Annotated in this window: 31 protein-coding genes and 1 tRNA gene; 3 read left to right on the top strand and 29 right to left on the bottom strand. The window is 70.7% G+C overall.

Features of this window, described 5'->3' with window-relative positions:
- Window positions 1–98: 98 nt before the first annotated feature.
- The 28 genes from KJS59_RS07505 to KJS59_RS07370 form a co-directional block, all read right to left on the bottom strand.
- Entirely contained in the window at window positions 99–1,307 is a 1,209-nt protein-coding gene (locus tag KJS59_RS07505) for a class I SAM-dependent methyltransferase (RefSeq protein WP_213451573.1), read from the bottom strand.
- A complete protein-coding gene (locus tag KJS59_RS07500; RefSeq protein ID WP_213451572.1) occupies window positions 1,304–2,203 on the bottom strand; it encodes a GDP-mannose 4,6-dehydratase in 900 nt (299 codons plus the stop codon). The genes KJS59_RS07505 and KJS59_RS07500 overlap by 4 nt, the downstream gene beginning before the upstream one ends.
- Window positions 2,200–2,931, bottom strand: a complete 732-nt coding sequence (locus KJS59_RS07495; RefSeq protein ID WP_213451571.1) for a glycosyltransferase family 2 protein — start codon at window positions 2,929–2,931, stop codon at window positions 2,200–2,202. Before KJS59_RS07495 ends, KJS59_RS07500 begins: the two co-directional genes overlap by 4 nt.
- A gap of 3 nt (window positions 2,932–2,934) precedes the next feature.
- The gene (locus KJS59_RS07490; RefSeq protein ID WP_213451570.1) at window positions 2,935–3,087 is read right to left on the bottom strand and encodes a hypothetical protein; all 153 of its coding nucleotides are present in this window, start codon (window positions 3,085–3,087) and stop codon (window positions 2,935–2,937) included.
- Window positions 3,084–4,346, bottom strand: a complete 1,263-nt coding sequence (locus tag KJS59_RS07485) for a glycosyltransferase (protein ID WP_213451569.1) — start codon at window positions 4,344–4,346, stop codon at window positions 3,084–3,086. The genes KJS59_RS07490 and KJS59_RS07485 overlap by 4 nt, the downstream gene beginning before the upstream one ends.
- 181 nt (window positions 4,347–4,527) lie before the next feature.
- The gene (locus KJS59_RS07480) at window positions 4,528–4,815 is read right to left on the bottom strand and encodes a hypothetical protein (protein WP_213451568.1); all 288 of its coding nucleotides are present in this window, start codon (window positions 4,813–4,815) and stop codon (window positions 4,528–4,530) included.
- A 114-nt stretch (window positions 4,816–4,929) separates the two neighbouring features.
- Complete coding sequence (locus KJS59_RS07475) at window positions 4,930–5,115, bottom strand: hypothetical protein (RefSeq protein WP_213451567.1); 186 nt, start codon at window positions 5,113–5,115, stop codon at window positions 4,930–4,932.
- Window positions 5,112–5,549: a hypothetical protein gene (locus KJS59_RS07470; protein ID WP_213451566.1), complete on the bottom strand. Its 438-nt coding sequence runs from the start codon at window positions 5,547–5,549 to the stop codon at window positions 5,112–5,114. Before KJS59_RS07470 ends, KJS59_RS07475 begins: the two co-directional genes overlap by 4 nt.
- A 164-nt stretch (window positions 5,550–5,713) precedes the next feature.
- A complete protein-coding gene (locus KJS59_RS07465; RefSeq protein ID WP_213451565.1) occupies window positions 5,714–5,896 on the bottom strand; it encodes a hypothetical protein in 183 nt (60 codons plus the stop codon).
- Window positions 5,897–6,300: 404 nt separating this feature from the next.
- Complete coding sequence (locus KJS59_RS07460) at window positions 6,301–7,041, bottom strand: hypothetical protein (protein WP_213451564.1); 741 nt, start codon at window positions 7,039–7,041, stop codon at window positions 6,301–6,303.
- Between the two features lie 658 nt (window positions 7,042–7,699).
- On the bottom strand, window positions 7,700–9,196 hold the full coding sequence (locus KJS59_RS07455; protein WP_213451563.1) for an AAA family ATPase: 1,497 nt from the start codon (window positions 9,194–9,196) through the stop codon (window positions 7,700–7,702).
- A gap of 67 nt (window positions 9,197–9,263) precedes the next feature.
- Window positions 9,264–9,557, bottom strand: coding sequence for a hypothetical protein (locus tag KJS59_RS07450; protein ID WP_213451562.1), 294 nt, complete (start codon window positions 9,555–9,557; stop codon window positions 9,264–9,266).
- An 8-nt stretch (window positions 9,558–9,565) separates the two neighbouring features.
- Window positions 9,566–9,772, bottom strand: a complete 207-nt coding sequence (locus tag KJS59_RS07445; RefSeq protein ID WP_213451561.1) for a hypothetical protein — start codon at window positions 9,770–9,772, stop codon at window positions 9,566–9,568.
- Window positions 9,773–9,800: 28 nt separating this feature from the next.
- Complete coding sequence (locus KJS59_RS07440) at window positions 9,801–10,277, bottom strand: single-stranded DNA-binding protein (protein WP_213451560.1); 477 nt, start codon at window positions 10,275–10,277, stop codon at window positions 9,801–9,803.
- A 32-nt stretch (window positions 10,278–10,309) separates the two neighbouring features.
- Window positions 10,310–13,828 carry a DNA methyltransferase gene (locus tag KJS59_RS07435; RefSeq protein WP_213451559.1) on the bottom strand — a complete coding sequence of 1,173 codons (3,519 nt, stop codon included), beginning with the start codon at window positions 13,826–13,828 and terminating at the stop codon, window positions 10,310–10,312.
- Window positions 13,821–14,426, bottom strand: coding sequence for a dCTP deaminase (dcd, locus tag KJS59_RS07430; protein WP_213451629.1), 606 nt, complete (start codon window positions 14,424–14,426; stop codon window positions 13,821–13,823). The genes KJS59_RS07435 and dcd overlap by 8 nt, the downstream gene beginning before the upstream one ends.
- Window positions 14,427–14,582: 156 nt before the next feature.
- Window positions 14,583–15,827: a DNA polymerase III subunit beta gene (dnaN, locus tag KJS59_RS07425; protein WP_213451558.1), complete on the bottom strand. Its 1,245-nt coding sequence runs from the start codon at window positions 15,825–15,827 to the stop codon at window positions 14,583–14,585.
- Entirely contained in the window at window positions 15,824–16,618 is a 795-nt protein-coding gene (locus KJS59_RS07420) for a pentapeptide repeat-containing protein (RefSeq protein WP_213451557.1), read from the bottom strand. Before KJS59_RS07420 ends, dnaN begins: the two co-directional genes overlap by 4 nt.
- Window positions 16,615–17,217 (bottom strand): RusA family crossover junction endodeoxyribonuclease, encoded by a 603-nt coding sequence (locus tag KJS59_RS07415; protein ID WP_213451556.1) that lies wholly within the window; start codon window positions 17,215–17,217, stop codon window positions 16,615–16,617. The genes KJS59_RS07420 and KJS59_RS07415 overlap by 4 nt, the downstream gene beginning before the upstream one ends.
- Window positions 17,214–18,035: an exonuclease domain-containing protein gene (locus KJS59_RS07410; RefSeq protein WP_213451555.1), complete on the bottom strand. Its 822-nt coding sequence runs from the start codon at window positions 18,033–18,035 to the stop codon at window positions 17,214–17,216. The genes KJS59_RS07415 and KJS59_RS07410 overlap by 4 nt, the downstream gene beginning before the upstream one ends.
- Window positions 18,032–18,664 (bottom strand): DUF6197 family protein, encoded by a 633-nt coding sequence (locus tag KJS59_RS07405; protein WP_213451554.1) that lies wholly within the window; start codon window positions 18,662–18,664, stop codon window positions 18,032–18,034. Before KJS59_RS07405 ends, KJS59_RS07410 begins: the two co-directional genes overlap by 4 nt.
- Before the next feature lies 1 nt (window position 18,665).
- On the bottom strand, window positions 18,666–19,832 hold the full coding sequence (locus KJS59_RS07400; protein WP_213451553.1) for a recombination directionality factor: 1,167 nt from the start codon (window positions 19,830–19,832) through the stop codon (window positions 18,666–18,668).
- A gap of 12 nt (window positions 19,833–19,844) precedes the next feature.
- Complete coding sequence (locus KJS59_RS07395) at window positions 19,845–21,062, bottom strand: hypothetical protein (RefSeq protein WP_213451552.1); 1,218 nt, start codon at window positions 21,060–21,062, stop codon at window positions 19,845–19,847.
- The gene (locus KJS59_RS07390) at window positions 21,059–21,244 is read right to left on the bottom strand and encodes a hypothetical protein (RefSeq protein WP_213451551.1); all 186 of its coding nucleotides are present in this window, start codon (window positions 21,242–21,244) and stop codon (window positions 21,059–21,061) included. The genes KJS59_RS07395 and KJS59_RS07390 overlap by 4 nt, the downstream gene beginning before the upstream one ends.
- The gene (locus KJS59_RS07385; RefSeq protein WP_213451550.1) at window positions 21,241–21,513 is read right to left on the bottom strand and encodes a hypothetical protein; all 273 of its coding nucleotides are present in this window, start codon (window positions 21,511–21,513) and stop codon (window positions 21,241–21,243) included. The genes KJS59_RS07390 and KJS59_RS07385 overlap by 4 nt, the downstream gene beginning before the upstream one ends.
- Complete coding sequence (locus KJS59_RS07380; RefSeq protein ID WP_213451549.1) at window positions 21,510–21,686, bottom strand: hypothetical protein; 177 nt, start codon at window positions 21,684–21,686, stop codon at window positions 21,510–21,512. The genes KJS59_RS07385 and KJS59_RS07380 overlap by 4 nt, the downstream gene beginning before the upstream one ends.
- Window positions 21,683–22,075 (bottom strand): hypothetical protein, encoded by a 393-nt coding sequence (locus tag KJS59_RS07375; protein WP_213451548.1) that lies wholly within the window; start codon window positions 22,073–22,075, stop codon window positions 21,683–21,685. Before KJS59_RS07375 ends, KJS59_RS07380 begins: the two co-directional genes overlap by 4 nt.
- Before the next feature lie 157 nt (window positions 22,076–22,232).
- Window positions 22,233–22,526: a helix-turn-helix domain-containing protein gene (locus KJS59_RS07370; RefSeq protein WP_213451547.1), complete on the bottom strand. Its 294-nt coding sequence runs from the start codon at window positions 22,524–22,526 to the stop codon at window positions 22,233–22,235.
- A 219-nt stretch (window positions 22,527–22,745) separates the two neighbouring features.
- Here KJS59_RS07370 and KJS59_RS07365 point away from each other — a divergent pair, with 219 nt between their 5' ends.
- The 3 genes from KJS59_RS07365 to KJS59_RS07355 all read left to right on the top strand — a co-directional run bounded on the left by KJS59_RS07365 (window position 22,746) and on the right by KJS59_RS07355 (window position 25,401).
- Entirely contained in the window at window positions 22,746–23,171 is a 426-nt protein-coding gene (locus KJS59_RS07365; RefSeq protein ID WP_213451546.1) for a helix-turn-helix domain-containing protein, read from the top strand.
- Between the two features lie 163 nt (window positions 23,172–23,334).
- Window positions 23,335–23,886 carry a hypothetical protein gene (locus tag KJS59_RS07360; RefSeq protein ID WP_213451545.1) on the top strand — a complete coding sequence of 184 codons (552 nt, stop codon included), beginning with the start codon at window positions 23,335–23,337 and terminating at the stop codon, window positions 23,884–23,886.
- Between the two features lie 3 nt (window positions 23,887–23,889).
- Window positions 23,890–25,401 carry a tyrosine-type recombinase/integrase gene (locus KJS59_RS07355; RefSeq protein WP_213451544.1) on the top strand — a complete coding sequence of 504 codons (1,512 nt, stop codon included), beginning with the start codon at window positions 23,890–23,892 and terminating at the stop codon, window positions 25,399–25,401.
- Window positions 25,402–25,472: 71 nt separating this feature from the next.
- Here the strand turns inward: KJS59_RS07355 and KJS59_RS07350 are convergent.
- Window positions 25,473–25,545 (bottom strand) — tRNA-Thr (locus KJS59_RS07350).
- Window positions 25,546–25,594 lie beyond the last annotated feature (49 nt).

The following is a 25,594-nucleotide window of genomic DNA, read 5'->3' as shown; positions in this document are numbered from 1 at the left end:
TCTGCATGCCTTGCATCGATAGGAGAGGCCGTCCTTTGTGCCAGCCTTTCTATGAAACTCGGTTAACGGCTTCAGATCACCGCACCGCTTACATGTCTTCAACGACCTACCACCTTGAGATGGGGGAGCGGAATAATCATTTTTCCGCCCCGCTCAAGGTATTCACTCTCCCTTTCGCTAAAGTCGTCGGCAAACCACCACGGCCCCACGAGCAAATATTGGGGCCGGGCGACCCGCGCCTGCTCCTCCGAGATGATCAGCGACCCGAGCGCGGACATCCGCCGGCCCACCTTCGCCGGGTTGCGGTCCACCACGAACGGCAGATCGCGCTCGGTCAGGCCGGCCGCCTGCCACAGGGTGCCGCCGCGGGTGGACGCGCCGTACACATACACGCGCTCACCCCGGTCGTTGATGCCCGCGACCAGCGCGGCCAACTCGATGAGGGTGTCGCGCGCCCGGTCGGCGAACCGCCAGTAGGTTTCCGCCCGCTCCAGGCCCTGCGCCCGTTCGGCGGCGGCGAGCGCGGCCACCGACGGCTGCACCGGGCGATCGCCTTTGCGGCAGACGAGGGTGCGGAAGCAGCCGCCGTTGATCGGGTTGAGCTGGACGTCCACCACCTCGAGCCCGTGCCGGCCGAGCAGCCGCGACAGAGATCGCAGCGACCAGTACGTCAGGTGCTCGTGGCTGATGTTGTCGACCGACCCGGCCGTCAGCATGCTGCCCACGTAGTTCTGCTGGATCACCCAGACGCCATCCGGGGCGAGCACCCGCCTCACGCCAGCGACGAACGCGTTGGGGTCGTCGACGTCGTAGAACATCGACACCGACGTGATCACATCGAAGTGCCACTTCGGTAGGAACTCGGGCCGGAAGAAGCTGACCACGATCCGGTCGGCGTGCCGCGCCGCCTCCTCGGCGAACTGCGCGAGGGGGTCGACGCCCACCCGGTAGATGGCGGGTGGCACCGCGGCGAGCAGGGTGCCGTCGTTGGAGGCGATGTCCAGCCACGCCTCGGCGTCCGGCTTGGCCGCGAGCGCGTAGCGCACCACGTCGGCGAGGTCGGCAGCGATCGCCGGGTTCACCCCCGACTTGAAGCTGTAGCGGGGGTGGTACATCTCGGCGGCCGGCGCGGTGTGGCCCAGCTGGAGCAGGCTGCAGATCGCGCACCAGTAGGCGACCAGCGGATACCGGGGCGGGCGCACCTCATCGTCCCTGAAATCGCTGAGATACTGCTCGCCGAGGTTCGCCACCTCCACCAGCGCGCGGCCACCGCACGCCCGGCAGGCGTCGATCACCCGGGCGGTCACGGCTGCCCCCGCCAGTAGTCGAGCACCTCGGCGAGGGTCTGCTCCAGCGGGATCTGCGGCTTCCAGCCGGTGAGCGCGTGGAACCGGACCGCGGACGGCGGGTGGAACACCGCCGAGCCGGAGGGCCGCCACAGCGCGTCATCCTGGCGGGTGGGCACCGTGCCCTCGGCGGCGCCCAGCAGCGTGTTGAGGATCCACGCCATGGGCACCGTGTAGTCGGAGCAGAGGTTGTAGATCCCGCTGGGCAGGTCGATGGCCAGCCGGTACGCCCGGACGATGTCTCGCACATCCGTGTAGTTGCGCACCGCCTCCAGGTTGCCATGCGCCACCACCGCCGCCTGGCCGCGCTCCACCGCGACGACGCGGCGGGCGAACGCCGAGTCGGCGTACTGCGGCGGCCGGCCGGGCCCGGTGTGGTTGAACGCGCGGGTGACCACGATGGGCATGCCGTACGCCTGCGCGTAGACGAGGCCCAGGTGGGTGGCGGCCAACTTCGACGTACCGTACGCGGTGGTGGGCCGAGTGGGGCTGTCCTCGGTCACCTCCGGGCCGGGCTGGTGCTCGTACCCGTACTCCTCACTGGTGCCGGCCAGCAGCACCCGGGCGCGGCAGCCGGTGTTGCGCAGCGCCAGCAGCAGGTTGTGGGTGCCGGTCACGTTGACCGCCAGGGTTCGCTCCGGGTCCATGCCCGACTCGGCGACGTACGCCTGGGCGGCGAGGTGGAACACGTAGTCGGGCTGCAGCGCGTCGACGGCGAAGCGCACCTGCTCGTAGCTGCGCACGTCGTGGCCGTCGCGCAGGTCGAAGGAGGCGGTCTCCCAGCCCTGGGCGCGCAGATGCTCCCGCAGGTAGCCGCCGACGAAGCCGGCGCCGCCGGTGATGAGCGCGGTGGTCATGCGGCCAGCCCCCGCACCGCCGCTGCGGCGGCGTCCACCGCGGCCTGCACTCGGGGGGTGAAGTACTGGGCGTCACGCAGGCCCGGCCCGGCGCGGCCCTCGCGGTAGGTGGCGTCGTTGTGGCCGCCGGTGAGGTCGAACCGGTCGTGGTGCACGTGGACATCGACGGCGCGGATGGTGCCCGACCGGCGGCCGATGTCCTGCCACCACGAGTCGGCGTGCGGGGTGTGCGGCGAGTAGACGCCGCCCGTCACCTCGAGCGCCACCCGGCGGACGGCAGGGAAGCAGCAGAACTCCGGGCTCAGCTGCGACTGCAGGTCGGCGACCATCACGTTGGCCGGCTGGCCGAGGATGACCTGGTCCCAGTCCCGGGTGCGCATGACCGCGTCGTCGTTGAACAGCAGCAGCCACTCCCCCTCCGCCTGCTCGGCGAGGGCATTCAGGTAGCGGTGCAGCTCCCCATACCCGTAGCGGCGCGGGGTGACCAGCACCTGGGCGCCCAGCCGTTCGGCGGCGTCGCGGGTGGCCGGGTCGTCGGGGTCGGCGGCCACCAGGATCTGCGGCGCCTCGATGACGGGCGGCAGTGGTTCGGGCAGCGCGCCGGGCATCGCCGTCCAGCCCGGGTGGTCGGTACGGATGGCGCGGTTGGCGCTGTTGTCGAGCAGCGAGTGGATGGCGCGGCGCAGCGACGCCGGGCGGCCGCGGGACGGGAGCAGGACGGAGATCATGGGTCACGCCTCCCGCTCGCCGGGGTCGGGAACGAACGGCATTGCCCGCATGACGGGGAACAGGTACCGCTCGCGGAGCTCGGACAGCTTCCACTCCTCGCCGTCGCGCGGACCGCCCAGGAGCGTGATCACCACCGGGCCGGTCGGGGCGCTCATCGCAGCGCCTCCACCCACCGGCCGATGTTGCCCTGGATGGTCCACTGCTTGGCCTGCTCGAAGGCGGCCGCGCCCATCGCCACCCGCATGTCCCGGTCGTTGACCAGCTGCCGCAGGAACCGGCCCCACTCGTGCGGCTGCCGCACCAGGAAGCCCGTCACCCCCTGCTGGACGAATCCCTCGTACGGCGGCTCGGCGCTGGCCACCGTGGGGATGCCGGCAGCGGCGTATTCGAGCGCCTTGATTCCGGTCTTGCAGCTGTTGAACGGGTGGTGCGCCAGCGGCGCGATCCCCACGTCGAAGGTGCTCAGGAGGTGGTCGTAGTAGCGACCCATGTCCATCTGCCATGGCACCCACACCACTTGGTCGCGGGGCATGCCCTCGGGGAAGCGGGCGCCGATGAACGCCATCCGCGCCAGCGAGTCCGGCGCGTTGATCACGCGGACGATCTCCCGCTTGGCGACCGCCCAGTCCATGGCGTGCGTCGGGGAGCCGGCCCAGCCGATGGTGACCGGGACGTGCCCCTGCTCTGGGCGGGGCAGCGTGAGCAGCTCGGCGTTCACGTAGTTGGGGATCACCACCACGTTGGGATTGATCGGGCGGATCCGCTCGGCCAGTTGCTCGGTGGACACGGTCACCAGGTCGGCGGCCGCGACGTTGCGGGTGAGGTTGTCGCGGATCTCCGGCTGCGAATACAGGGCGTACGCGGCCGGGCTGGACGGGTCCACGTTCCACAGGTCGTCGTCAAGCTCGAACACGGCCTTGACGTCGGAGTGCCGGCAGATCTGCTGCCACAGGCCGCTGGTGCCCGGCTTGCACACCCGCTGGCCCACCACCACGTCGAGGTGGTTCCAGAAGTCCATGGGCAGCGTGTTGTCGACGGCGGTGCGGAACCGGTCGGCGGGCAGCGCGGACAGGGGCAGGGCGATGCGGTAGTAACCGCAGCCCTGGAAGTCGGACACCCATCCGAACACGCGGACCGGCCTGGCGAGGGTGGCGGCCGGCCGCCGGGAGCTGAGGTCGACGGCGAGGTCGGCGAGGCTGCCAGGCAGCCGGGGTGGCACGCTCACGGGATGGGGTCCCTCCGACGGTGGGGCGGTGGTGGGGTTGCCCCATCCCGGGGCGAGCCTGGTGCTGATCGCGAGGTTAGCGGGGCGGGCCGACTGCGCCCGGGCCCAGTCCGGGCGGAACTCCAGTGCGTCTCGGTCGACGCCGAGCCGCTCGCACAGCAGGTCGAACGCCAGGTTCGCGCCGGTCATGTGCGACCCGTTCCGGAGTGCGTTGTCCGATCGCGGCGAGGATCGCCCGGGCGTCGGCCCCGCAGGTGACACGCACGTCAGCCATGGTGTGCCCGCCCAAATTTGGCGTCGAACGCGGCCGAATCTTCGGGGCGTGGGGTGTGATCCCGGGATGCGGCGTGCACCCCGAGCTACAGGACGGTCAGCCAGGCGTTTCCAGCTGCTGTTCGGCGGTTTCGGCGCGGCGGGTCAGGTCGGCGACCTCCCCGTCAGTGACATGGGTACGAGGGGCGGTCGGGGTGGGGTTGTTGGTGGCGAAGGCCATCCGGTCCTCCCGGGACTCGACGGGGCGGGGGGCGGGGGCGAAGTAGCGATCGCGATCGGGCGCTTCGGCGTCCCAGGCTGGGACGGCGCGGCCGGGGCAGTTGTCGGTTCCGCTTCGGTGGTGCGGCTGGTGCGGCAGGATGTTCGTGCACGGCTCAACGGCCATGGCGGGCTCCTTCGGGCAGGCAGACGGGACAGCGGGAGCGGGATCGGGGTAGCCCTGCGCGCGTCCCCGGCGGGTGGCGTCGGGCAGCGGGCGGCCTGCGCCCCCTTCGTGCGCTCACAGATAGCCTCCGATCACTGTCTGGTTGGCGCGGCGCTGCGCCTCCTGGTGGGCGTGCTGGGCCAGGGCGAGCACCGTCGCGGCCGGCTCGGGCGCCTCGACGCAGACCGAGACGCCGGGCGTCGAGATGACCACCTTCGCCGGGGCCGGCGGCTCGGCCGGCGGCTCGTCCACGTCGGTCATCGGGCGATCCACCGGCCCGTCACGGTGAGGCCATCCGGCCACGTCGACACGGTCCGCTGGCGGATCATCACGGGCACCTGCCGCAGCTCGGCACGCGCCGCGATGACGTCCGCGAGGTGCCCGGCGGCGGTGTCGACCCGCCACCGGTAGGCGGCGCCGTCCGACCGGCCGTGGGGTGAGCGCTCGTCGACCCAGTCGATCTGGCACTCGGTGACGGTCTCGGCGCCGGGTGACAGCAGCGCCCCGGCGCCGCTCAGGGCGTCGAGGATGGCGGTGGTGGCCGCCTGCCGCTCGGCGTGGGTGACCATCCGCCCGGCGCGGGCTAGGGCTCCGGTGAGGGCGTCGAGCACCAGGGGGTGCCACTCCCGCCCGCCGTGAGCGCCCCCCAACGCCTCAGAATCGCTCTCAGCGGTCGCAGTGTGCTCGGTGGTCATGGGGCTCCTTCGATGGTTGTGGGTCAGGCTCGGATCAGGTCCAGTACCGGCCGGCGACGGTGCCGACCGGGGCGGTGTGGCTGCGGTGGTGTCCGCACCGGGCGGTGGCCGCGGTGAGGACCACGGCGACGGTGAGCGCTACGGCGATGCGGGCCAGGGTGCGATCACAGGGCCATTTCGGTGGTGGTGGTGGGGAGAGTCCAATACCGGCCGTCGGCGGTCGACGTGGGGTTCGGGTCGACCCGGCCACCCTGCGACGGGCGGTCGGGCTGGGCGTCGCAGCCACCGGCGGCGACGATGAGGGCGGCGGCGAGAGCGAGTGCCGCGGCCGTACGGGTCAAGGTCATGACTCTCCTTCGGGGGGGTTGGGTGGTGGGCGCGGCCGCCGTTCTGGCGACCGCAGGGGTTGTGCAAGATCCGCCCTCACGGGCCTGACCCTCACCGAGGTATGGGCGAGGGCCCGTTCGGCGCTCCACGGCGTCACCGCTCCGGCGCAATGGCCATCCCTGACGGACGCCCACCCGGGCCGGGTGGGCGATCGGCAAACGACGCGCCGCCCGGCGTCGGATGGCTCGGCTCACCACGTGGCGGACCACGGCGGCGCGAATCTGGGGGTCGGTCGAACGCAGAACCGTGGCGCCAAGGGGCCCCAGACGCGCCAGGAGCGCCGAGAACGCCGCTCCGCGTACCTCAGGTACCCCCAAACGCTCTACGGCGAAATGAGCGGGCCGCAGCGGGCGACGGTGGGCGGTCACGACGCCCGCCCCTCAATCACCCGGCCGCTCGAGGTGAGCGCCTGCACGTGCTGCGCCACCAACGCCGGCACCCGCGGGTCGTCCAGCACCCCCAGGTCCCGCAGCACGCCCTGGATGACCGCGGCCAGTAGCGCGCCCTGACGTTCAGCGAGGCGCACCTGCCGCTCAGCCAGCCCGGCGGCGACGGCCTTGGTGGCGAAGTTGGCGCAGCGGTCGCGCTCCTCGGCCTCCAACTTGGCCAGGCCGCGGATGCCCTCGTCCACCGGGTACACCCGGCCATCCCGGTCCGCGTCGTACCGATGCCCGATCAAGGCGCCAACGCCACCTGTGGCGAACACGCGCTCCAGGTCGGCGTGCGCCGCCTGCATCGCCGGGTGCTCCTCAGCCGCGTCCGTCGGCCGCTCCGACGCCAGCAGGACCTGCGCGGCGTGCGCCTCCCGCAGCCGCTCCGCCGCGTCGAACGCCTCGCCCAGCAGCCGGCTATACAGCTCGACCCGGGCCGCCGACTGGGTGACCAGGCGCAGCAGCACCTCGCCTGGGTCCACGGTGGTGTCGCCCAGGCCCCAGCGGTGAATCTCCACCACCACCGCGCCCTTCGCCCGGGCCGCGGCCGGCGCCATGCCCACGTGTCGGCGGCACGCATCCATGCCGGCGATCGCCATCGCCCTGCACGGCTCGCCGTCCTTGCGACGCTTCGTGCAGCGGCCGTTGCTGTTCACCAGGGAGATCGGATTCATGGGGTTCGTCGTCACGCCGCACCCGCCGCCCGTACCGACCAGTTGGTCGCCCAGCGGTGGCCGCAGCACCCGCACCCGTATTCGCACCGCGCGTTGTCGCCGACGACGGTTGTTTTCCGGGGCTCGTTGTTGCGCACCCAGCACGCCGGGCAGCCGTCGAGAAAGCGGGTGGAGGGGTGGCGCGCGCTTTCCGTCGCGCCTTTGTCGCTTTCCATTCCACTTCCATTCGTCGCGCCCCTCCCTACGGGGGGGAGCGCGCCGTCGCTGGAGCGGCGCTTCCCCTCGTAAGAGGGTGAGCGTGGGACAGTTGTTTCATAAGCTGTCCCACTTTTTGATCTTGTGGGACAGGCCGTGTTTTGGCTGCTCGACCCGCTGTCCCACAGTTTGATCTTGGGTGGGACACCTAAGATCAACTCGTTTTTGATCGAGAGACGCCGCAGGTCAGAGCGTTGCGCCCAAGATCGCTGGTCGCGTGGGACAGCGTTTACTGTCCCAGCCGTGGGACAGTGCATGTTTTCGCAGGTCAGCACCGGTGAGACACCTCCGTGGGACAGCGTGGGACACGTGGGACAGCGGCGGAAACCGTTGGCACGTAAGGCGTCCCACCCGTGGGACAGCAGTGGGACACCCCGAAACCGCAGGTCAGAGGCGGTGCGCATCAGACGTCATCCTCGCCCGGGTTGGTCGCGTTGAATTGAGCCCACTCAATGGCGAACCGCTTCAGCACACGCGCCACCGTCGACTTGGAGATTCCCGTCGCCACCTCGATATCGCGCATCGACATAGGCCGCCCGAAAGCGAAACGCGCATTCTTGATCTGGCGGAACTTCACTTCCAGCTCGTTGCTGGTCGCCGTCCACGGCCACGCCCCACCGCGACTGAAAAGCGATGGCCACTCCCGCTGCTCGCGCTGCCCCCGCCAGTGCTCCAGGTCGCCCTCCGGCGCCAGGTGCACCCCGAACTCCGGCCAGCGCAGCCACAGGCTGGCGCCGTACGGCTCGATGGACCGCTTCTTCACCCCAGCTACGGCCTTCGCGGAGTGCGCCTCGATCCACAGCGCGCAGCCGTGCCGCTCGCGCATCTGGTCGAGGCAGGTGACCACCGCCTTCGCGTACTTTTCCTCCGTGGGGTCGCCGTCGGCCATCTTGTAGATGGGGCCGGTGATCACCAGGTCGGGCTTGACCGCGCCGATCAGCTTGTCCAACCACGGCCGGTCCTCGCCGCCGTGCAGATCCAACCCGGCCAGCCGCACCTCGATGACCAGGTTGGCGGGGTCCAGCGCGTCGCCGGCTTTTATGACCAGCGGCCGTAGTTCGCGGCGCAGCTGCCGCTCGCTGTTTTCCAGGTCGAGGATGAGCACCCGGATGGGGTCGATCTTCTCCAGCGTGAACGGGTGGATGCCCGCGGCGGCGCACACGCCCACCTGCCGGCCGAACGTCGACTTGCCGGACCCTTCGCCGCCGGTGAGGATGACGCGGTCGCGGCGCTCCAGCAGGCCGGGGATGATCCAGTCGTGGTCGTCTTCCTCATCCACGTCGGCGGCGAGAAACCGGTCGATGGTGGTGCCGGTGGGCCGGCCGCCGATGGCGTCCAGCGGGTTGGCGGCGAGCAGCTCCCGTGCCTGCTCGTACACCTCGGCCATGCGGTCGATGTCCGCGCTCTGGCCGGCCTGGGACAGCCGGGCACCCATGACCGCGACTTCGCGGGCGGCGGCGTAGCGGGCGACGCGGTCGGCGTACCAGCCGGTGGATGCGGGGTTGTCGCACGCGGCGAGCAGTTCGGTGAGGTAGGGGGCGCCGCCGATGCGGATGAGTTCGCCTTCGTCGGCGAGGGTGAGCATGACTGCGTTGGCGTCAGTGGGGGCGTCGCCGGCAAAGTTGGCGATGATGGCGGTGAAGATGCTGCCGTGCCGCGGCTCGCGAAAGTGGGAGGACGTGAGCCGGGTGATCGCGTCGTCGACGGCGGTGGGTGAGGCGAGCATGCCGCCGAGCACCGCGCGCTCGGCCTGCGCCACCTGGTCGATGCCAATCGGCTCGCCGTCGAGCGGCGGGGCGGGCAGCGGGGTGACCGTGCCGGTGGCTTCGCCATGCCGGCCCTGCTGGTCGGCGTGGCGGGTTCGCCGATCGCGGTGGCGTGCGTTGGAGGACACAGTCACCTCGGCCTCCTGGTGCTGGCGGCGCGGTCCCCGGGGCGAGGGGACCGCGCCGGGCGGTGGGTGTGGGTCACGCGGCCGCGGCCACGGCTGGCCGTGGTGGCGTGCCCGGCTCGGGCTGTGCGGCGATCTGCTTGGCCACCTCGTGGCTGATGTGCAGTGCCAGCCGGATGGCGTTGATGGCCATGCCGCGTTCGAGGCCGCGGTGGACGGCGTGCCACCGCTCCAACCCGGTGAGGCGGATGTCGTCGCGTCCGGTGAGGGCGAGGTCGATGGCCAGGTCGTCGACGATTCCGTCGTCGGCGATGGTCCGCGTCACGCGGCGTGGGCGCAGATGGTGGGGCGCGTTGGCGGTGATGGTCATCGGGCACCTCAGAACGGGTCCGGGGCAGCGCCGGCCGCGTCGGGGTGCCACGACGACCAGCCGATGCGGATGGTGTCGCAGGTGAGGGCGTGCAGCATCTCGCCGTCCCATTCGAGGCGGACGACGTTGTAGTTGGGCATGTCCTTGTCGGGGCTGGCGAAGGGGACGACGTCGCCGAGCAGGCCGACGAGTTCGCCGGTGGGAATAGTGATCACGGGTGCGCGGTCCTCTCGTGGTCGATGATCAGAAAGGCGGGTTGTCGTCGAAGCCGCCCTGGCTGCCGGACGCCGCCGGCCGGGCTGGGGTGGCGTTCGCCCACGCGTCGTCGCCCCGTGCGGCGCGGCCACCCCCGTTGCCGGAGGCGACCTTCTGGACTTTCGCCGTGGCGTAGCGCAGGGAGGGGCCGATCTCGTCCACCTCGAGCTCGTAGACGGTGCGCTTCTCGCCGTCCTTCTCGTACGAGCGCTGCCGCAGCCGGCCGGTGACGATGACGCGGGCGCCCTTGGTCAGGGATTCGGCGATGTTCTCCGCGAGAAGCCGCCAGGCACTGCAGTTGAGGAACAGCGGGTCGGCGTCCTTCCACTCGCCGGACTGCTTGTCGAAGAGGCGTGGGGTGGAGGCGACCGCGAACTTGGCGACGGCGGCGCCGGATGGGGTGAACCGCAACTCGGGTTCACGGGTCAGGTTGCCGATGACGGTCAGGGTGGTTTCGTTGGCCATCAGGCCGCTCCTTCGAAATTGATGATCATTACTCAGGCTGCCTCCGCCCCATCCAGACCGCCGTCGACGAAGTCGAAGAGCGTGGGGGCGGCCATCTCGCGGGCCGCAGCGTCGACGTAGGCGACGCCGTCGGCGAAGTACTGGGGGTTCAGCTCTACTCCGACGCCGCGGCGGCCCATCTTCACCGCGCAGTACGGCACCGTCATCAGCCCGCCGAACGGGTCGTAGACCGTCTCGCCGGGGTTGCTGTACCGGGTGATCAGCCGCTCAACAATGTCGAACTGGAGCGGGCAGTTCTTGACGACCATTCCCTCGGCGGTGTAGCTCTCATCCTCAGCGACTCGCAGGTTCCACGTCTCCACCTCGCCGGCCGGTTCGGCGGAACGGACCTTCATCCAGGCGCCGTCATCAAGGACGAGGGACTTCTTCCGTCGCTGCGCGTCGGGCAGGTCGAAACAGAAGATCCAGTCGCCTCGCATGCTGACCTCGCGGTCGTCGATCGTGCCGCGGCGAGCCGGCCGGCCAGGGTAGACGCTGGCCGCCGCGCCGTAGGCACGCTGCGCCAGGGAGGCCATGCCGAGCAGCAGTTCCCGAGAAACGCTGCTGGCGGTCCACCGCTGCCGCTCGGGCAGGAAGTGGCCATCGCCGGACAGATAACCGTCGAGCAGAGCCTTGGCGTGCTCGGCAGGCAGGGTGTAGGCATCCGGCGGGAGGTGCTTCCCGGCGGCCCCCATGCCGCATGCCTTGGTGATGTTCCGCAGCACGCGGTCTGGGTCGCGGAGTAGGGCCTGGTGGCAGTGCTCGCCGGCTCGGCGGAACGAGTTGCCGCCGAACCGGCCCAGTCGCGCTCGCAGTTCATCGACCTCGAGCTCCGAGCATGAGATGACCAGCCCGCCGTGGGCCTCCCGGTGCCCGTCAGCCAGCCAGCGGCCGACGATCCACCAGACATCCAGGTCCGCCACGCCGGGCATCTCGACCGGCGGCAGCTTCCGGTTGACGTACGACCCCACGGTCTCCGCAGCGGCAACCCAACCTGGCTCGACGCGGCGCGCGTAGTCCGCCTTGCGGGCGAAGCGCCGCACATCACGGGTCCACACTTTGTGGTCCGGGGTGAGAGTGAGTCCGGGAACACCCTGGGCGTGGAGCTGGATGACCGGACGGACACCGGTGTTCTGCACAGCCAGAACCGGCCGCCATCGGCCCTTGTGCGTCAGGACCAGTTCCCCGACCTGGACCTGCTGGATCGGCTTGTACCCGCCGCGGGTGAGCACCAGCGAATCCCGCGCGAGGCACACATGCTGCATGAGCGACTTGCGGGCCTGCTCCCCATTGAGGGTGCGCATCCGGTTGACGTCGTGCCACACATCGGGGTGGTGGGAGCCGGGCGCCAGGGACATGAACGTGGCCGGCAGGGAGCCCTGCCGCTCCAACTCCTCGCCGAGCGCGATGTGCGCCTCGTGGTCGTAGATCTGGCGGAGGCTGTTGTCGGTGAACAGTCGCGACATCTGGTCGAGCGGTAGCTGCGCCAGCTCTTCGGGAGTGAGGGGCCGGTCGCCGGACGACCGCCAGAACGCGTGCGCGTCGGTCTGCCATCGGGCCCGCGTGTACGACGCCTTGTCCTTGACGACGGGCGTGTCGGCGTAGCCCTTGCTGCGGTCGGTCTGCGGCTTGTGGAACAGCAGGATGTACTCGGGGGAGCCGACCCCCATCTTGGTGCCGTCCCTGCACTGCTCCGTCCAGCCGAGCCGGTAGGTCTGGTTGTTCTCCCGGACCACGTCGGTGACGACGGTGATCATGCCCATGTAGTCGAACCCCCGCTTGATCCCGTGCGCGATCGCCTCGGCGTGGAACGGCGACACCGTGGGCACGCCGGCGCCGGTGACCGCGCCGAACAGGATGCGGTCCTTGACGTGGCAGGCGTAGATGCGGCCTGGCGCCAGCACCCGGAGCAGTTGCGGCGTCAGGTAGTCCATCTGCGCCCAGAAGTGGGCGTTGTCGTCGGTGTGGCCGAAGTCGTTGTACGACGGCGTGTACTCGTAGTGGTTGCTGAACGGGATGCTGGTGATGATCAGGTCGACGCTGTTGTCCGCCATCGAGGCGGTTTCGTCGACGCAGTCGTTGTTGATCGCCAACCAGCCGGGCCCGGATGCCTCCCGCCGCTGGACGCCGATGCTGCGGGTCATCTCCGCGGCGATGGTCGAGTGGGAGAGGCCGTGTTCGCGGATGATGTCGCTCATGCGGCTGGTCAGATCCTCGTGCCTGGCCCACTTCTGCTGGAGGGTGCGCACGATCTCCCGCTCGGACTCGGCGTGGATGATGTCGATGCGCACCGGCTTGCCCTGCAAGAAGCGGTGGATGCGGTGGACGGCCTGGATGAAGTCGTGGAAGCCGAACCCGACGCCGACGAAGATGGCGCGGTGGCAGTGGCGCTGGAAGTTGCACCCGCTGCCGGACAGTTCCGGCTTGGTGGCGAGCAGGCGCACCTTACCGTCGGAGAAGTCGATGATGCGCTGTTCGCGGACCTCGAGGTCGAGGTTGCCGAACACCTCGACGGCTTCCGGGATGGCGGCTTTGATGGCACGGCGCTCGTCCTCGAGGTCGTGCCAGAGGATGAAGTGGTCGTCCGGGGACGCGGCGACGATCTCGACGGCCTTGGCGACCCGGGCGGCGAGGGTGTCCCGCTTCTCGCGGGCGGCATCGCTCACGCCGAGCGGTCCACCGCGGAACAGCCGGCCCTGCCCGTCCCGGTCGACGGTCGCCAGCGAGTGATCGACGCTGATCTCGTGATACACGACCTCGATCGGCGGCAGGTCGTAGCCGGCGTCGTCGTAGCCGAGGTCGCTGGGCCGCTGGATAAACAGGGCCCACGACGCCACCCACAGCCAGAACTCCCGCTCCTTATGCGAGTACAGCGTGAGGTTGTTCGCCTTGGTGCTGTCCCGCTGGAAGAAGCGCGTCAGGGCCTGGCCGGTGTCCATGACGCCGAGGAACCCGGCGTAGTGGATCAGCTCCTTGAACCGGTTGGGGGACGGGGTGGCGGTGGCGAGGAACCGGTACGGCGTCTGCCGGAAGAGGTTGAGGAATACCTGGTAGGTCTTGGACCCGTACGAGCGCAGCACCGCGGCCTCGTCCAGCGACGCGACCTGGAACGCGGCCGGGTCGAGCCGGCTGTCCCGCACCGACTCGTAATTGGTCAGGTAGATCCCGTCGTCGGCCGCCTCGTTGGTGTGGCGGATGAACGTGACCTCGAGGTCGAGCTTGCCGGCGTCGCGCACGAACTCCTGCCGGACGCCGAGGGGGATGACAATGAGCGCCTTGCCGTCGCCGAGCTTGGCGAGGGCGAGGCGGGCGACCTCGAGCTGGATGATGCTCTTGCCGAGCCCGAACGCGGCGAAGATGGCTCGCCGCCCGCCACGGATCGCCCACACCACGGCGTCGCGCTGGTGCGGCTTGAGGATGGGGTGAACCTCGGCGGGGTCGACATCGAGCCCCGCGCCGGCCGCCAGTTGCGCTTTCGCGGCCAGGAAGTCGGTGTAGGGGAGGTCAGTCACGGCCGGTCACCTTCGCCGCCGGCGCCGGCGCCGGCGCGGTGGGCCACGTCCGCCATCCGATGTGCGACCGGGACGGGGTGGGTCCGCGCTGCCCCTGGTAGTGGCCGACGCCATCGGCGCCGTATGGCCGCTCCGCCTTGCCGGACAGTTCGAAGACACACAGCTGCCCGATACGCATGCCCGGGCGCAGCACGATGGCCCGGGGCGCGTGGTTGACGATCTCTAAGGTGACGTGTCCGTCGAAGCCGGGGTCGATGAACCCCGCGGTGACGTGCACCGCCAGGCCCAGCCGGCCGAGGCTCGACTTGCCCTCAACGCGGCAGGCGAGGTCGTCGGCCACGGTGATGCGCTCCATGGTGGAGCCCAGCACCATCCGCCCGGGCCGCAGGAGGTAGTGGTCCTCCTCGCGCATGGTGACGCTCAGCATCTTCTGGGGGCGGCTCGGGTCGATGGCCGTGTCCCCGGGCGGCCAGGCGAGCAGCTGCTCGTCGAGCCGCACGTCGATGGACGACGGCTGCACCAGCTCCGGCTCGTACGGGTGGACGCCCAGCCACCCGCCGTCGACGGCCAGCTTGAGGTCGCGGTCGCAGAGCAGCATCAGCGCGCCACCACCCCGGCCCCGTAGGGGAAGGTGATGGTGGTGGCGTTGGTGGGCGTTCTTGGGCAGGATGCCGACCAGCCATTCCCGGTTGTCATCGGTGGGGGTGGCGGTGACGGAGGTCGTCTCAGCAGTCGTCATGGTTGCACCCTCGGGTCAGCGGACGGTCTGGATGGGGACGACGACGTGGCGGTACGCCGGCTCCGCGCCGGTGTCGTCGGGGATGGTGAGCAGGACGGGCCGGCGGGCGTCGGTGAACGAGATCTCGGCGGTATCCGCGCGCAACCCGGCCAGCGCGTCGCCCAGGTACTGCGGGTTGATGCCGAGCGTCAGCTCCGGCCCGTCGTACTGGCAGTCGATGGCGTCGCCGGTGTCCGCGACCTCACCCTTGGCGGCGATCGCGAGCTGGCCGGCGGCGAAGGTGAGCATCACCGGCGACTTGGGGGCGCGCACGAGGTCGGCTCGCTTCATTGCGACCAGCAGGTCAGGCACCGGCACCACTGCGGGCGCGGCCACCCGGGCAGGGAAGATGGCCTCCACCTGCGCCGGGTAGGTCTCGCTGAGCTGCCGCGCGATCATCGTCCGGCCGGCGATGGCGAAGGACACGAGGTGCTCGTCCGCGCCGATGGTCACAGTGTCGGCGCCGTCGAGCGCGCGGGCGATGTCCAGCAGCATGGGCGCGGGTACCAGCGTGCTGATCGGCTTGGTCAGGTCGGCGTTCCATCCGATGTGGCCGGTGGCCGCGCGGAACCGGTCGGTGCCGTGCGCCGTGATGCGCTGGGAGTCGAACCGGAGATGGATGCCGTGGAACGCCTTGATGCCGCCGGTGCCCGACCGGTCGACGGCGAGGCTGACCCGTTCGATGAGTGCGGCGATGTCGGCGGCGGTCGCGGTCCCGATGGTGGTGGGCGCGCCGGGCGGCGTCGGGTAGTCCTCGACGTTCATCAGTGGCAGGCCCAGCCGGACGGCGCCGCAGGTGATGGTCGCCCGGGTGTCGTCGACGCGGACGTCGACGGGCTTGTCGGGGAACGTCTTGCCTACTTCGGCGAGCAGCCGCCCGGAGACGAGGACGTGCCCGGCGCACTCGCCGACGACGTCGACCTCGGCGTGGGTGGCGATGTTGTAGTCGAAGCCGGCGACGGTGAGTTGCCCGTCTGCGACGTCGAGCAGCAGTCCGGCGAGTACGGGCACCTCGGGTCGGGTGGGCAGGTGCTTGGCGACGAACGAGACAGCGGAGGCGAACGGCCGTGGTTCGACACGGAACGTGAGGCCGGTGGGCGTGGTCATGCCGCCGTCGGTGGGCTCGGTGGTGATGTCGCGGGTCAGGGTGCCGCTCATGCCGCCACCGTGATCCGCTGCGGCGCGGGCGCGGATGGCGTCGATGTCGTCGGCGGCGGTCATCGGGCGGCACCGCCGACCAGGACAGCGCCACGCGCCTGCGGGTCGAGCCCGCCCGGCCACACCGTCCGCCGGTCGTACTCCGCGCCGCGCAGGTCCGCGCCGGCCAGGTCCGCGTCGGCCAGGTCCGCGCCGGCCAGGTCCGCGCCGGCCAGGTCCGCGCCGGCCAGGTCCGCGCGGGCCAGGTCCGCGCCGGCCAGGTCCGCGCGGGCCAGGTACGCGCCGGCCAGGTACGCGCGGGCCAGGTACGCGCCGGCCAGGTACGCGCGGGCCAGGTACGCGCCGGCCAGGTACGCGCCGGCCAGGTCCGCGCCGGCCAGGTACGCGCGGGCCAGGTACGCGCCGGCCAGGTACGCGCCGGCCAGGTCCGCGCCGGCCAGGTCCGCGCGGGTGCCGTGCTCACGGATCAGCCGGGCCCCGTCGACCACGTCGACCACGTGCGCGCGGCGGACGCGGATCTTCTGCTCGCTCGTGGTTTCGCCGAGCACATCAGCCGAGGTGTAGGCGCACAGAAGCAGGGTGATGGCGGGGACGCCACCGGAGCGCATGCCCCGCCACGTGTGCGCGAGGCAGATCCCGTCACCCACCCCGTCCGGGCAGCCGTCGGTATTGTTGGTGCGGAGCGGGCCGGGCGCTTCCGCCCACTGGCCGGGGAAAGGCCAGCGGTAGCCGTGCTTGGACCGCATGTCTGGGTACACGGTGCGGATGGCCCACCGGTCGCAGCCGTCGGGCAGAGTCAGATCCTTGGTGATCAGGTCGAGCAGGTTGACGTGGCCGTGCGTGGGGCTGGTCATGGGTCAGTGCTCCTTGTCGGCCGTGCGGTAGGCGACTTCGAGGCCGGCGATGACGGCGTCGCGGGCGTGGTCGGACATGTGCGGCTGGGGTCGCGGTAGCCGTGGTGGCGGCCGATGCCCATGTCGTCGCCGCCCGGCGCCGTCTCGCCGATCGCGTGGATGCGGATGACGACGCCGGGGCTGCTCAGGGCGTCGACGTCCTCGCCCGGGTAGACCTTGGCCAGCCGGCGGTATTCGACGACGCGGGCGTCGTCCCGCCAGATGCCGGCGTCGGTGAGCGCGTCCTCGGTGGAGCGGGCCAGCTTCGACAGGTCGGGCATGCGGCTGGGCCAGGTGCGCCGCCGCTTGGGCGCGCTGGCCGGCTTCGGCATGGTGAAGACCATCTCCACAGCCAGCGGGCAGTCGAGCGGCGTCCAGCTGTCGCCGGTCCGCTGCGCGAGGGCGAAGATGGCGTCGGCGCGCACCGCGTCGCGCCACGGCTTCACCGCCTTGGACGACTCGGTGAGGATGGCTTTGCCGCCCCAGATGCCCCTGAAGCTCTTGGACCCCTGCGGCGCCGGCTGGCCGTACACCTTGATCTCGATGGCGGGCGCGATCACGGCCGCACCTCCCCCGCCACGGCCGGCTCCCGCCAGGGCCGCATCGGCCACGACCCGTCGACGTCGGAGGCGTCTTTGCCCTGGCCGCGCAGGTAGTCGGCGAGCGACTCCTGCTGTTCGCGGCGCCACACCTTCTGCCGGTCGTGCAGTTCGGCGAGGGTGAGGCGGCGTAGCGCGGCGAATGCCCGCACGATCTCCTGCGGCTTGCGCCGGTCGGCGTACAGTCGGGCCAGGGCGTCGGGCTCCATGTGCGCGCGCTGTGCGATGCGGAACGCGATCCGCGCGGAGGCCAGCGCGTCGAAGGTGCTGTCGTGGGCGCCGTCGATGCGAACGCCGTAGTGCTCGCAGAGGTTGACAAGCTTGCGGCTGCCCCGCCGGAACGGGTCGATGGCCTTGTCGATGACGTACACGTCGATGACGGGCCCGATGGCGCGGCCCAGCCGCTCCGGCAGGGCGGCCAGCCCGTAGCGGCGCAACTCCCGGTCGAGCAGCGTGAAGTCGTAGGCCAGGTTCATGCCGACGACCGGCATGCCGCTGCGCATAGCCAGGGCGAGGTCGCCGGCCACCACGTCGAGGGTTTCGGCGGGCGGCTGCCCGTGTTCCTTGGCGTAGGCGGTGGTGATGCCGTGCACCGCGGTGGCGCCTTCGGGGATGTCGATGCCGGGGTCGATGAGGTGCGACCGGATGTCGATGTCCCACGGCGGGACCGGGGTGGGCTTGATGACGGCGACGCAGGCGGTGACCACCCGCTCCGTTTCCACGTCGATGCCGGTCGACTCGAGGTCGAAGGCGCACTGAGGCTTGGTGTGCCAGCTCATGCCGACACCCGCTCTCCGCCGCGTGCCCGCACCAGCTCACCCTCGAACTGCTCGCCGAGGGTGCGCAGCAGCAGCGCGTCCGCCTGCGCGGCGTTCAGTCGCTCCGACGTGTCATAGACGCGGCCGGGCGCCCGGGAGGGTCGCTGCTCGCCGAGGGTGCGGGCGATCGCCTGGATGGCCTCCACGGCGGCGTTCCAGCGGGCGTGGTCCTCGGGTGTGTCGGCGTCCCGCAGGTTGAGGTCGTCGATGCGGAAGGCCGCGATCTCGTAGATGGCGCCCTCGAGCGAGAAGCCGATGTTGTAGGCGCCAAAGCCGCCCCGCCAGAACCCGTACCGCCTGATGAGGTCGCGGGCGCCGTGGAGGATGGCGGCGGGCGACAGGGAGGCGTAGTGGCGGGAAACGCGGCGGACGCCGGCCATGGCGGCGCCGGCGTCCCACACCCAGCCGCCGATCAGCTGGTAGCCGAGGCTGAACAGCAGGTGTCCGGCTTCGGCGGCGGCGCGGGTGTGGCGGTGGGCGTTGAGCTGCCGGCGCTCGCCGTCGGGGAGAGTGAGCACCCAGTTGCCGTGCTCGTCAGTGTCCAGCGCGGCGAGGGGCGTGGTGGTCGCGGCCAAGTTGAGCGTCGTCATGTCAGGCCACCTCGCCGTTGCGCAGCGCGGTCAGGAACCGCTGCAGCTCCCAGCCGTTCGCCTCCGCGCTGTCCTTGTTGAGCAGGGCGATGACCCGCTTCTCCAGCTCCTCGGCCGACCACTTCTGGTTCTTGCCGACGTGGGCGTTGATCTGCGCCCACACGGTGTCCGCGTCCGGCTCCGCCTCGCCCTCCACCACCTCGACGGGCGCGGCGGCGGGCTGCTGCGGGACGTCGGCGGCCGGGGGCGCGGGCGGCTCCAGGTCGGCAATGCGGCCCTTCAGGAAGTCAGCGAGCTTCTGGTCGAGTGCGCCGGCCTGGTTGGCCTGTGTCCACAGCTGGCGGATGGTCTTGCCGTCCCGCGCCTCGCGGGCCAGATGGTAGAAGTCCGGGCCCGGCCGCGTGCCGTTCGCCGCGGCGGGCGCCGCCTCGAGCGCGCGGCGCTGCGCGGTCCCCTCCAGCTCCACGGTGGCCGGCTGGCCGGCGAGGATCTGGCCGGCGGTCGAGCCACGGATCTCCAAGGCCAACACCAGGAACTGCTTCGTCTTGCCCTGTGCGACCCGGGTGCGCGGCTCGATCCGCAAGCGCACCGGTACGGCGACCGTGCCGCCGGTGGCGTGACGAATCAAATCGACGGCGGCGGCGATCTCGTTGGCGGCATAGAACCCGTGCGTTTCAACACGCCAGACGCCGAGGTCCGGCATGTCCGGCAGCACGACGTTCAGCCGCGTGTGCGGCCTGCACACGACCTCGGGCTTCTGCAGGTGGAACTCGTCACCGAACTCGGCGCGGCACAGGCACGGCTTGTTGGACAGCTGCTCGGTCTCGCCATCGCAGCGCCGCTGGCAGCCGCCCCTGCTCCACATCTCGTACGCCTGGCTCAACGGGTCGCCGGGCGGCAGGATCGCGTCGATGGCGTCGGTGTCGGTGACGATCCGCCACACCTTCGCGCCGTTGCCCTGCGGCTGCCACTCCTCCACCTGGCCGCCCCACGCCTCCACGGCGGGCTCGAGGTAGGCGCGCTGCGGAGTGGTGAGCACCCAGGTGGTGGACTTGACCGGCTTGCGCTTCTCCTTGCCGTACTTGTCGGTGTAGGGCTCGCTCCAGCCCATGCGCAGCCGGCCCAGTTCGCGGGCCTGGCGCTGCAAGGTGAGGATTCGTCCGGACACGGGTCGGGCTCCTTAGAACGGGATCTCGTCGTCGCGCAGCCCGGCGCCGGAGGTGGCCAGCGTTCCGGGCGGCGTGCCGAGCACCCGCTCGGCGACGGTTCGGGCGGGGGCGGTGGTCCTGCGCGCGGCCGCCGTCTTCTTGGCCGGCGCCGACTTGGCGGGCGCGGTCGCCTTCGTGGCAGCCGGCTTCGCGGCGGCCTTGCCAGGCGTCGCCTTCTTCTCCGGCTTGGGCAGCGGGAAGCTGCGCACCGACACGGCGGCGGTGCCGAAGTCGACGAACCAGCGGTAGAGGTTCAGCGCGGCTAGGAACGCCGCGTAGGACAGGTCGTCGGTGACCACCAGCCGTGGGGTCGCGCCGTCCGGGCGGAGCTGGACGAGCATGCCGCCGTCGGTGGCCGGCATCGGCACCTCGACGTCGGTGCCTTTGATCTGCACCGTCTCCACCCGCCGGTAGGCGGTCACCTGCAGGGCCTGCTCAGCCCAGAACTCGGGGCCGCGGTCGCCCAGCTCTTTCTCGCGGGTCTTGAAGTCGACGATCAGATCGACGGTTCGCCCTTCGGCGACCGCCTGCTCGACGGTGATGGCGAGCACCCGGGCCACCAGGTCGGCGGCGGCGTCGGACGCGCGGGCGTCGAAGCGGATGACGCAGTCGAGCGTCCCGGCGTAGCCTTCGGCCCGGTTGACGCCGACGGCCTCGCTCATCAGGAACGAGTCGGGCGTCAGGCCGTACTCCTTGACGAACGCCAGGAACGACCGGATGTACGGCCGGATCTGCTCGTCGACGGCTGGCAGCTGTCCGTGCAGCGCCCACCATTCGATGGCGTCGTGGACGGCCTTGCCCTCGTCGGCGCGGCGCGATTTCTCGGCGTAGTGCCGGTTGGCGATGAACTTGCGGACGCACTCCTTGCAGTCGCCGCAGGCGCACCGCTCGCACCGGGTCTGGCGCCCGTGCTTCTCGTAGCACCGGTTGTAGGTGTTGCCGCACGCCTTGCGCCGGCTGGCGGCGACGACGGTGGGCAGTTCGGCGAACGCCGCGTCGGCGGCGAGGCTGGCGGCCCAGCGGACGAGGCCCTCCTTGAACACCACGCCGATGGCGGTGGTGACCGACCACAGCCGCAGCGCGTCGTCGCCGCTGCCGATGAGGTAGAACCGCTGCCCGTCGTCCTGGGTGATCTGCCCGATGACGCTGGGCGCCCGGCGGGTGGCGATATCGGTGACGGCGGCGGTCACAGCATGCCCTCCAGCCGCGAGGCGGCCTTGTCGGCGTCGATGAGGACGTGCACGCACCGCGGACACTCGGGGGAGGTGGGACTGTACAGCCGGTCACCGCGGTTCCAGTGGTCGCGCGGGCGGCCGCAGGTGTCGCAGTGCGTGGCCGCGGCGTTGGCGGCGAGCGCCGTGAACGCCTTCATCGGTCACCTCGCACGGCGTCCATGAGGCGCGTCTGGTCGGACAGGTAGACCTGGCCGGTGTACTGCTGGGCGGTGGTGGGCACCTGCGGTCCGGGCATGGTGGTGCGGCGCCCGGCGTGCCGGCCGGCGGTGGCGCCGCAGTTGGGGCACCGGCGGGTCCGGCGGGCCAGAATGACGGCGGCGGCGAGGATGCCGGTGCCGGCGGCGACCGCAACCTGCGCGATGGCGGTGACCCACGGCGAGCCGGTGAGGATGGCGTCCTGGATCATTGGTGGTCACCGCCCCCGCGCCTCAGTTCGCGGATGACCAGCGGACTGGCGACCAGTAGGTCGAGGACGAGCAGGGTGAGCACCTCGCGCCAGACCAGGCGGATGTTCGCGGCGACCACGACGACCAGGCCGATGACGGTGACGAAGATGACGAGGTTGACCGTGCGCCTCACCACGTCGGCCCTGCCGGGGTGATGGCGCCGAGCGAGCGCAGGCGCAGCGTCTGTGTGGCGATGAGCTGCCGCTGCTCGTCCGCGATGCGGGCCTGGCCTTCGGCGAAGCGGATGTACCGCTGCTCCCATCCCTCGACGGCGTTGAGGGTGGTGGTCAGCACGTGGCGGAAGAGGGCGACGGCGAGGCCGAAGCCGGCGCCGGCGGCGACCATGGCGCCGATCCCGTAGAGGGCGGGGGCATCCAGTCCGGCGAGGATGGCAGTGGTGGTGCCGGCGGCGGCCATGGCGGCGTGGATGCCGGCGATGGCGGCGAACATGGTGCGGCGTAGGTGCTGCGCGCTGGCGGTCTGCGGCTGTCGGGCCGGTTCGCTAGCCTGAGAATCGAGCATGCGGGACCAACTCCCTTCGATGTGTGGTCCACGTGGTGCTGTTCAGGGGCGTCGACTCGTTGCCGCGAGCGGCGCCTCTTTTTTGTTGGGGCCGGGCGGCACCGGTGCGACGGGGGCGCGAACCGGTGGCCATGGCGGGCGCCCCGCCCGGCCCGGCCTATGCCGCCCGCGCGGGGGCGGTCTCGTTGGCGGGGTCGTCCTCGACGGGCACGTTGTAGTTCGCGAGGAACTCCTTGAGGGCGTCGTGCGGCACGAGCCTGCGGCGGCCGAGTTTGACGGAGCGGAGCTGGCCGCTCTCGATGAACTTGCGGACGTACCGCTCCGTGATGTCGCCGAGCAGGGCTGCCACCGACTCGACCGAGTAGAGGTAGCGCTTGCGGGGTTGGCCGTCGATGACGACTTCGCCCGTCCCGATCTCGGGAAGATCTGAGGTGGTTGCGTTCCCGTTCACGGGACTGACGGTACGCGCCGAGGCGTCTTCCCGAAAGCGGGAATACCTCAGCCGTTCGTATGATTCTTGGTAGTACTGATCAGCTTCTATGGTTGACTCATGCAGCCCAGTTCAGCCGTGTTCGTGGTCAACCGCACACACTCGCCGCCAGCTGCCCGAGTGCGGGAAGATGCCCGCCAGCGGGAAGAGGCTCCCGAGTTCGGGACTTACGGTGCATTGGTGCCGGTGCCGCTGCATGTCCGTCGCACGCGCTTCGCCAGACTGGTGAAGCGCGTACTTGAGGACGCCGGCGCCGCTGGTCTGACCATCCCCCAGGTCGTCGAGCGCACGGGCGTCAGCAAGTCGGCCTTCTATCGGTGGCGTGCGGGCGAGTGGACGAAGGATCCACGGGCATCCGAGGTGCGCGCCTTCTTCGACGGCCTAGGCGTGCCGGCCAGGCTGGCGTATCAGGCACTGGACTGGAGCGACCCGGCGGCGCAGGAGCAGGCCCCCGAGGTCCCGTTGGAGCCAGAGATCCAGGAGATCCTGCGCAAGCTGCGCGACCCGAACACGCCGGAGAGCGAGAAGCGCTTCCTGCGGGAGAGCATCCGCATGCTGGCTGCCCGGAATGTCTCGAAGCCGTCCGGTCGGCGGAGTGCCGGGTAGTCGACCGTTCGACCGTCGTCGGTGAATGCAGTCCGATCATCCCATGCCGGGGTGTGATCTGGGTCGCTACCGTTCGTTGTCTTGATCCATTCCACCCTGGCGGGGCAGTCGTCGGGGGGTCGCGAAAGGCACGCACCTCACGGGAGGCCGACCCACCATGCCCTTGAGCAAACTCATCCCCGGCCCACCTCGAGCGGGGCACATCTGGCTCGACGCCCTCGTCGCCGCGGCGGTGTTTTTCTGGCTCGCCGCACTCGTCCTGCTGGCGATGACGTGGATGCTGCACAGCCGGGATCTCGCCGTTGGCGCCGTGTCCGCAGTGGTCGCGGCCGGCGCGCTGTCGGTGGTGTCCTGCATGCTCGGCGCGATCACCGCCATGCACCGCCGTGTCGCGACAGGTCAGCGCGCGACGTTGGCGCGGCTGGAGGGACAGGTGGCCGAGCATCGCGAGGCATTGGAGGCGCATGTCGACGAGCAGCTGGCCGCGGTGCTGGCCGAGTTGCAGAAGCTGCACAACCGGAACACCGACGAGCTGCGGCGACTCAGCCGGGTGGTCGCCCGGATCGCTGATCAGATGCCGCAGGCGCTGAAGGCCGCGCACTGGGAGGGCTACGCCGACGGCGTGGAGGACACGGGCGGCGACAGCAACGTGCGTCGATTGACTCGCCGGCGCGAAGAGGGTGCCGTGCCGGGCTCTGGCAGGTACGGTTCCTGAGTCATGGAGTTGCCGGACCTGGCTGATATTCCGATCTTCGCGGCGGAGGGCGGCTACCGCGCGGCGGTGACCGTTGGGCACAAGGCGAACGGGAAGTTGGACCGCCGATACCGACGGGGCGCGACACCCGAGGATGTGCGTCGGAAACTGCGTGTGCTACTGCGCGAGGTGGGTGCCGGCCGGAAGCCACAGCCGGGCCGGGTGCCCACCGTCGAGCAGTGGTTCACGACGTGGCTGACGGACATCGCGCCGTACGGCAAGCGGGCGCTGGCGCCACGGTCGCTGGACGACTACTGGTCGCGCTGTCGCTGCTGGATTTTCCCCCAGATGGGCAGCATCCGACTGGACGCATTGGAGCCGGACCACCTGGATCGGCTGTACCGCGCGATGTACAGCCGGAAAGTTGACGGCAAGCCGGCGCCGTGCAGTGAAGGCCATGTGCTGAAAACCCACGCCGTGATCCGCCGGGGGCTGGAGATCGCGCTGCGGCGAGGCAAGGTCGGCCGCAACGTCGCGAAGCTGCTCGACCCGCCGGGCTCGCCGACGGTGGCGCAGGAGTCGCTGAGCAAGGCGGAGAGCCGCCGGGTGCTCGAGGTGGCCCGGGGCCGGCGCAACGCTGCCCGGTGGTTCGTCGGGCTGGCCATCGGCCCGCGGCAGGGTGAGACGCTGGGGCTGCGGTGGGACGACCTGGATCTGGATGAGGGCGTCATCAGCATCCAGTGGCAGATCCAGCGGCTGAAGTGGCGACATGGCTGCAAGGATCCGCACGCGTGCGGCGGCCGGCCACGCAAACACAACCCGAAGGGCCTGCATCGCTTCAAGTCGTGCCCGAAAAACTGCGCGAGACATCGACCGGGCTGCCCGCCGCCGTGCCCGCCGGATTGCCCGGGCAAGCACAAGGGCCGGCCGGGCGGTCTGTGTCCGCAGCCGTGTCTGCCGGACTGCACGAGGCACCGGGCGCACAGGCGGGGCTGCCCACCGCCGTGCGCCCAGGACTGTGTGGGGCATGCGGCATCATGTCCGGATCGAATAGAGGGCGGGCTGGTGTTCACTCGACCGAAGGGCTGGCGTCGGCGGCCGCGCGCCAGGACGGTAGCACTGCCGCCGAACGTGGTGAAGTTGCTGGAGGAGCACCGCGCCGCGCAGGCGCAGGAGAGGTTGCTGGCCGGCAACCGGTGGCTGGATCTCGACCTTGTGTTCGCTCAGGTGGACGGTGCGCCGATCGACCCGCGGGTGGACTGGGCGGAGTGGAAGAGCATCCTGGCCGAGGCGGGCGTGGGGGACGCGAGGGTGCACGTCATGCGCCACACGACGGCGACGACGTTGTTGGACATGGGCGAGGATCTGTCGGTCATTCAGGAGGTGCTCGGCCATGCCGATTCACGGACGACGCGCGGGTATCAGGATGTCGGCGTGGAGATGACGCGTAGGGCGGCGAAGCGGATGAACAAGGCGCTGTTCGGCACTCCTGTTGCCGATCTTGTTGCCAAGAGGCGCCGTCGTCGATCTTCCTGATAGACGCCCCTCGTTGGGGGGAGCGACAAAGGCCCTGGTCATGTGGGTTGACCAGGGCCTTTGTGTTGCCGAGCCGCCTGACGGAATCGAACCGTCGACCTACGCATTACGAGTGCGTCGCTCTGCCGACTGAGCTAAGGCGGCAACGTTGGGCAAGTGTACGCGACGAGCCGCCTGCGCGTCTCGCGGGCAC

Source organism: Rhizomonospora bruguierae (assembly GCF_018397995.1).
Lineage (GTDB): Bacteria > Actinomycetota > Actinomycetes > Mycobacteriales > Micromonosporaceae > Rhizomonospora > Rhizomonospora bruguierae.
The sequence above is the reverse complement of the archived record's forward strand: the minus strand, read 5'-3'. Positions and strand labels throughout refer to the sequence as shown.

Coding starts and splice junctions, on each gene's coding strand:
- KJS59_RS07470 (WP_213451566.1), bottom strand. CDS start 5,549: ATGACCACCGAGCACACTGCGACCGCTGAGAGCGATTCTGAGGCGTTG.
- KJS59_RS07410 (WP_213451555.1), bottom strand. CDS start 18,035: ATGAGCTGGCACACCAAGCCTCAGTGCGCCTTCGACCTCGAGTCGACC.
- KJS59_RS07460 (WP_213451564.1), bottom strand. CDS start 7,041: ATGAATCCGATCTCCCTGGTGAACAGCAACGGCCGCTGCACGAAGCGT.
- KJS59_RS07355 (WP_213451544.1), top strand. CDS start 23,890: ATGGAGTTGCCGGACCTGGCTGATATTCCGATCTTCGCGGCGGAGGGC.
- dcd (WP_213451629.1), bottom strand. CDS start 14,426: ATGCTGCTCTGCGACCGCGACCTCAAGCTGGCCGTCGACGGCGGGTGG.
- KJS59_RS07390 (WP_213451551.1), bottom strand. CDS start 21,244: ATGAAGGCGTTCACGGCGCTCGCCGCCAACGCCGCGGCCACGCACTGC.
- KJS59_RS07375 (WP_213451548.1), bottom strand. CDS start 22,075: ATGCTCGATTCTCAGGCTAGCGAACCGGCCCGACAGCCGCAGACCGCC.
- KJS59_RS07385 (WP_213451550.1), bottom strand. CDS start 21,513: ATGATCCAGGACGCCATCCTCACCGGCTCGCCGTGGGTCACCGCCATC.
- KJS59_RS07420 (WP_213451557.1), bottom strand. CDS start 16,618: ATGACCAGCCCCACGCACGGCCACGTCAACCTGCTCGACCTGATCACC.
- KJS59_RS07440 (WP_213451560.1), bottom strand. CDS start 10,277: ATGGCCAACGAAACCACCCTGACCGTCATCGGCAACCTGACCCGTGAA.
- KJS59_RS07465 (WP_213451565.1), bottom strand. CDS start 5,896: ATGACCTTGACCCGTACGGCCGCGGCACTCGCTCTCGCCGCCGCCCTC.
- KJS59_RS07475 (WP_213451567.1), bottom strand. CDS start 5,115: ATGACCGACGTGGACGAGCCGCCGGCCGAGCCGCCGGCCCCGGCGAAG.
- KJS59_RS07480 (WP_213451568.1), bottom strand. CDS start 4,815: ATGGCCGTTGAGCCGTGCACGAACATCCTGCCGCACCAGCCGCACCAC.
- KJS59_RS07490 (WP_213451570.1), bottom strand. CDS start 3,087: ATGAGCGCCCCGACCGGCCCGGTGGTGATCACGCTCCTGGGCGGTCCG.
- dnaN (WP_213451558.1), bottom strand. CDS start 15,827: ATGACCGCCGCCGACGACATCGACGCCATCCGCGCCCGCGCCGCAGCG.
- KJS59_RS07405 (WP_213451554.1), bottom strand. CDS start 18,664: ATGACGACGCTCAACTTGGCCGCGACCACCACGCCCCTCGCCGCGCTG.
- KJS59_RS07500 (WP_213451572.1), bottom strand. CDS start 2,203: ATGACCACCGCGCTCATCACCGGCGGCGCCGGCTTCGTCGGCGGCTAC.
- KJS59_RS07485 (WP_213451569.1), bottom strand. CDS start 4,346: ATGACCGGCGCGAACCTGGCGTTCGACCTGCTGTGCGAGCGGCTCGGC.
- KJS59_RS07495 (WP_213451571.1), bottom strand. CDS start 2,931: ATGATCTCCGTCCTGCTCCCGTCCCGCGGCCGCCCGGCGTCGCTGCGC.
- KJS59_RS07450 (WP_213451562.1), bottom strand. CDS start 9,557: ATGACCATCACCGCCAACGCGCCCCACCATCTGCGCCCACGCCGCGTG.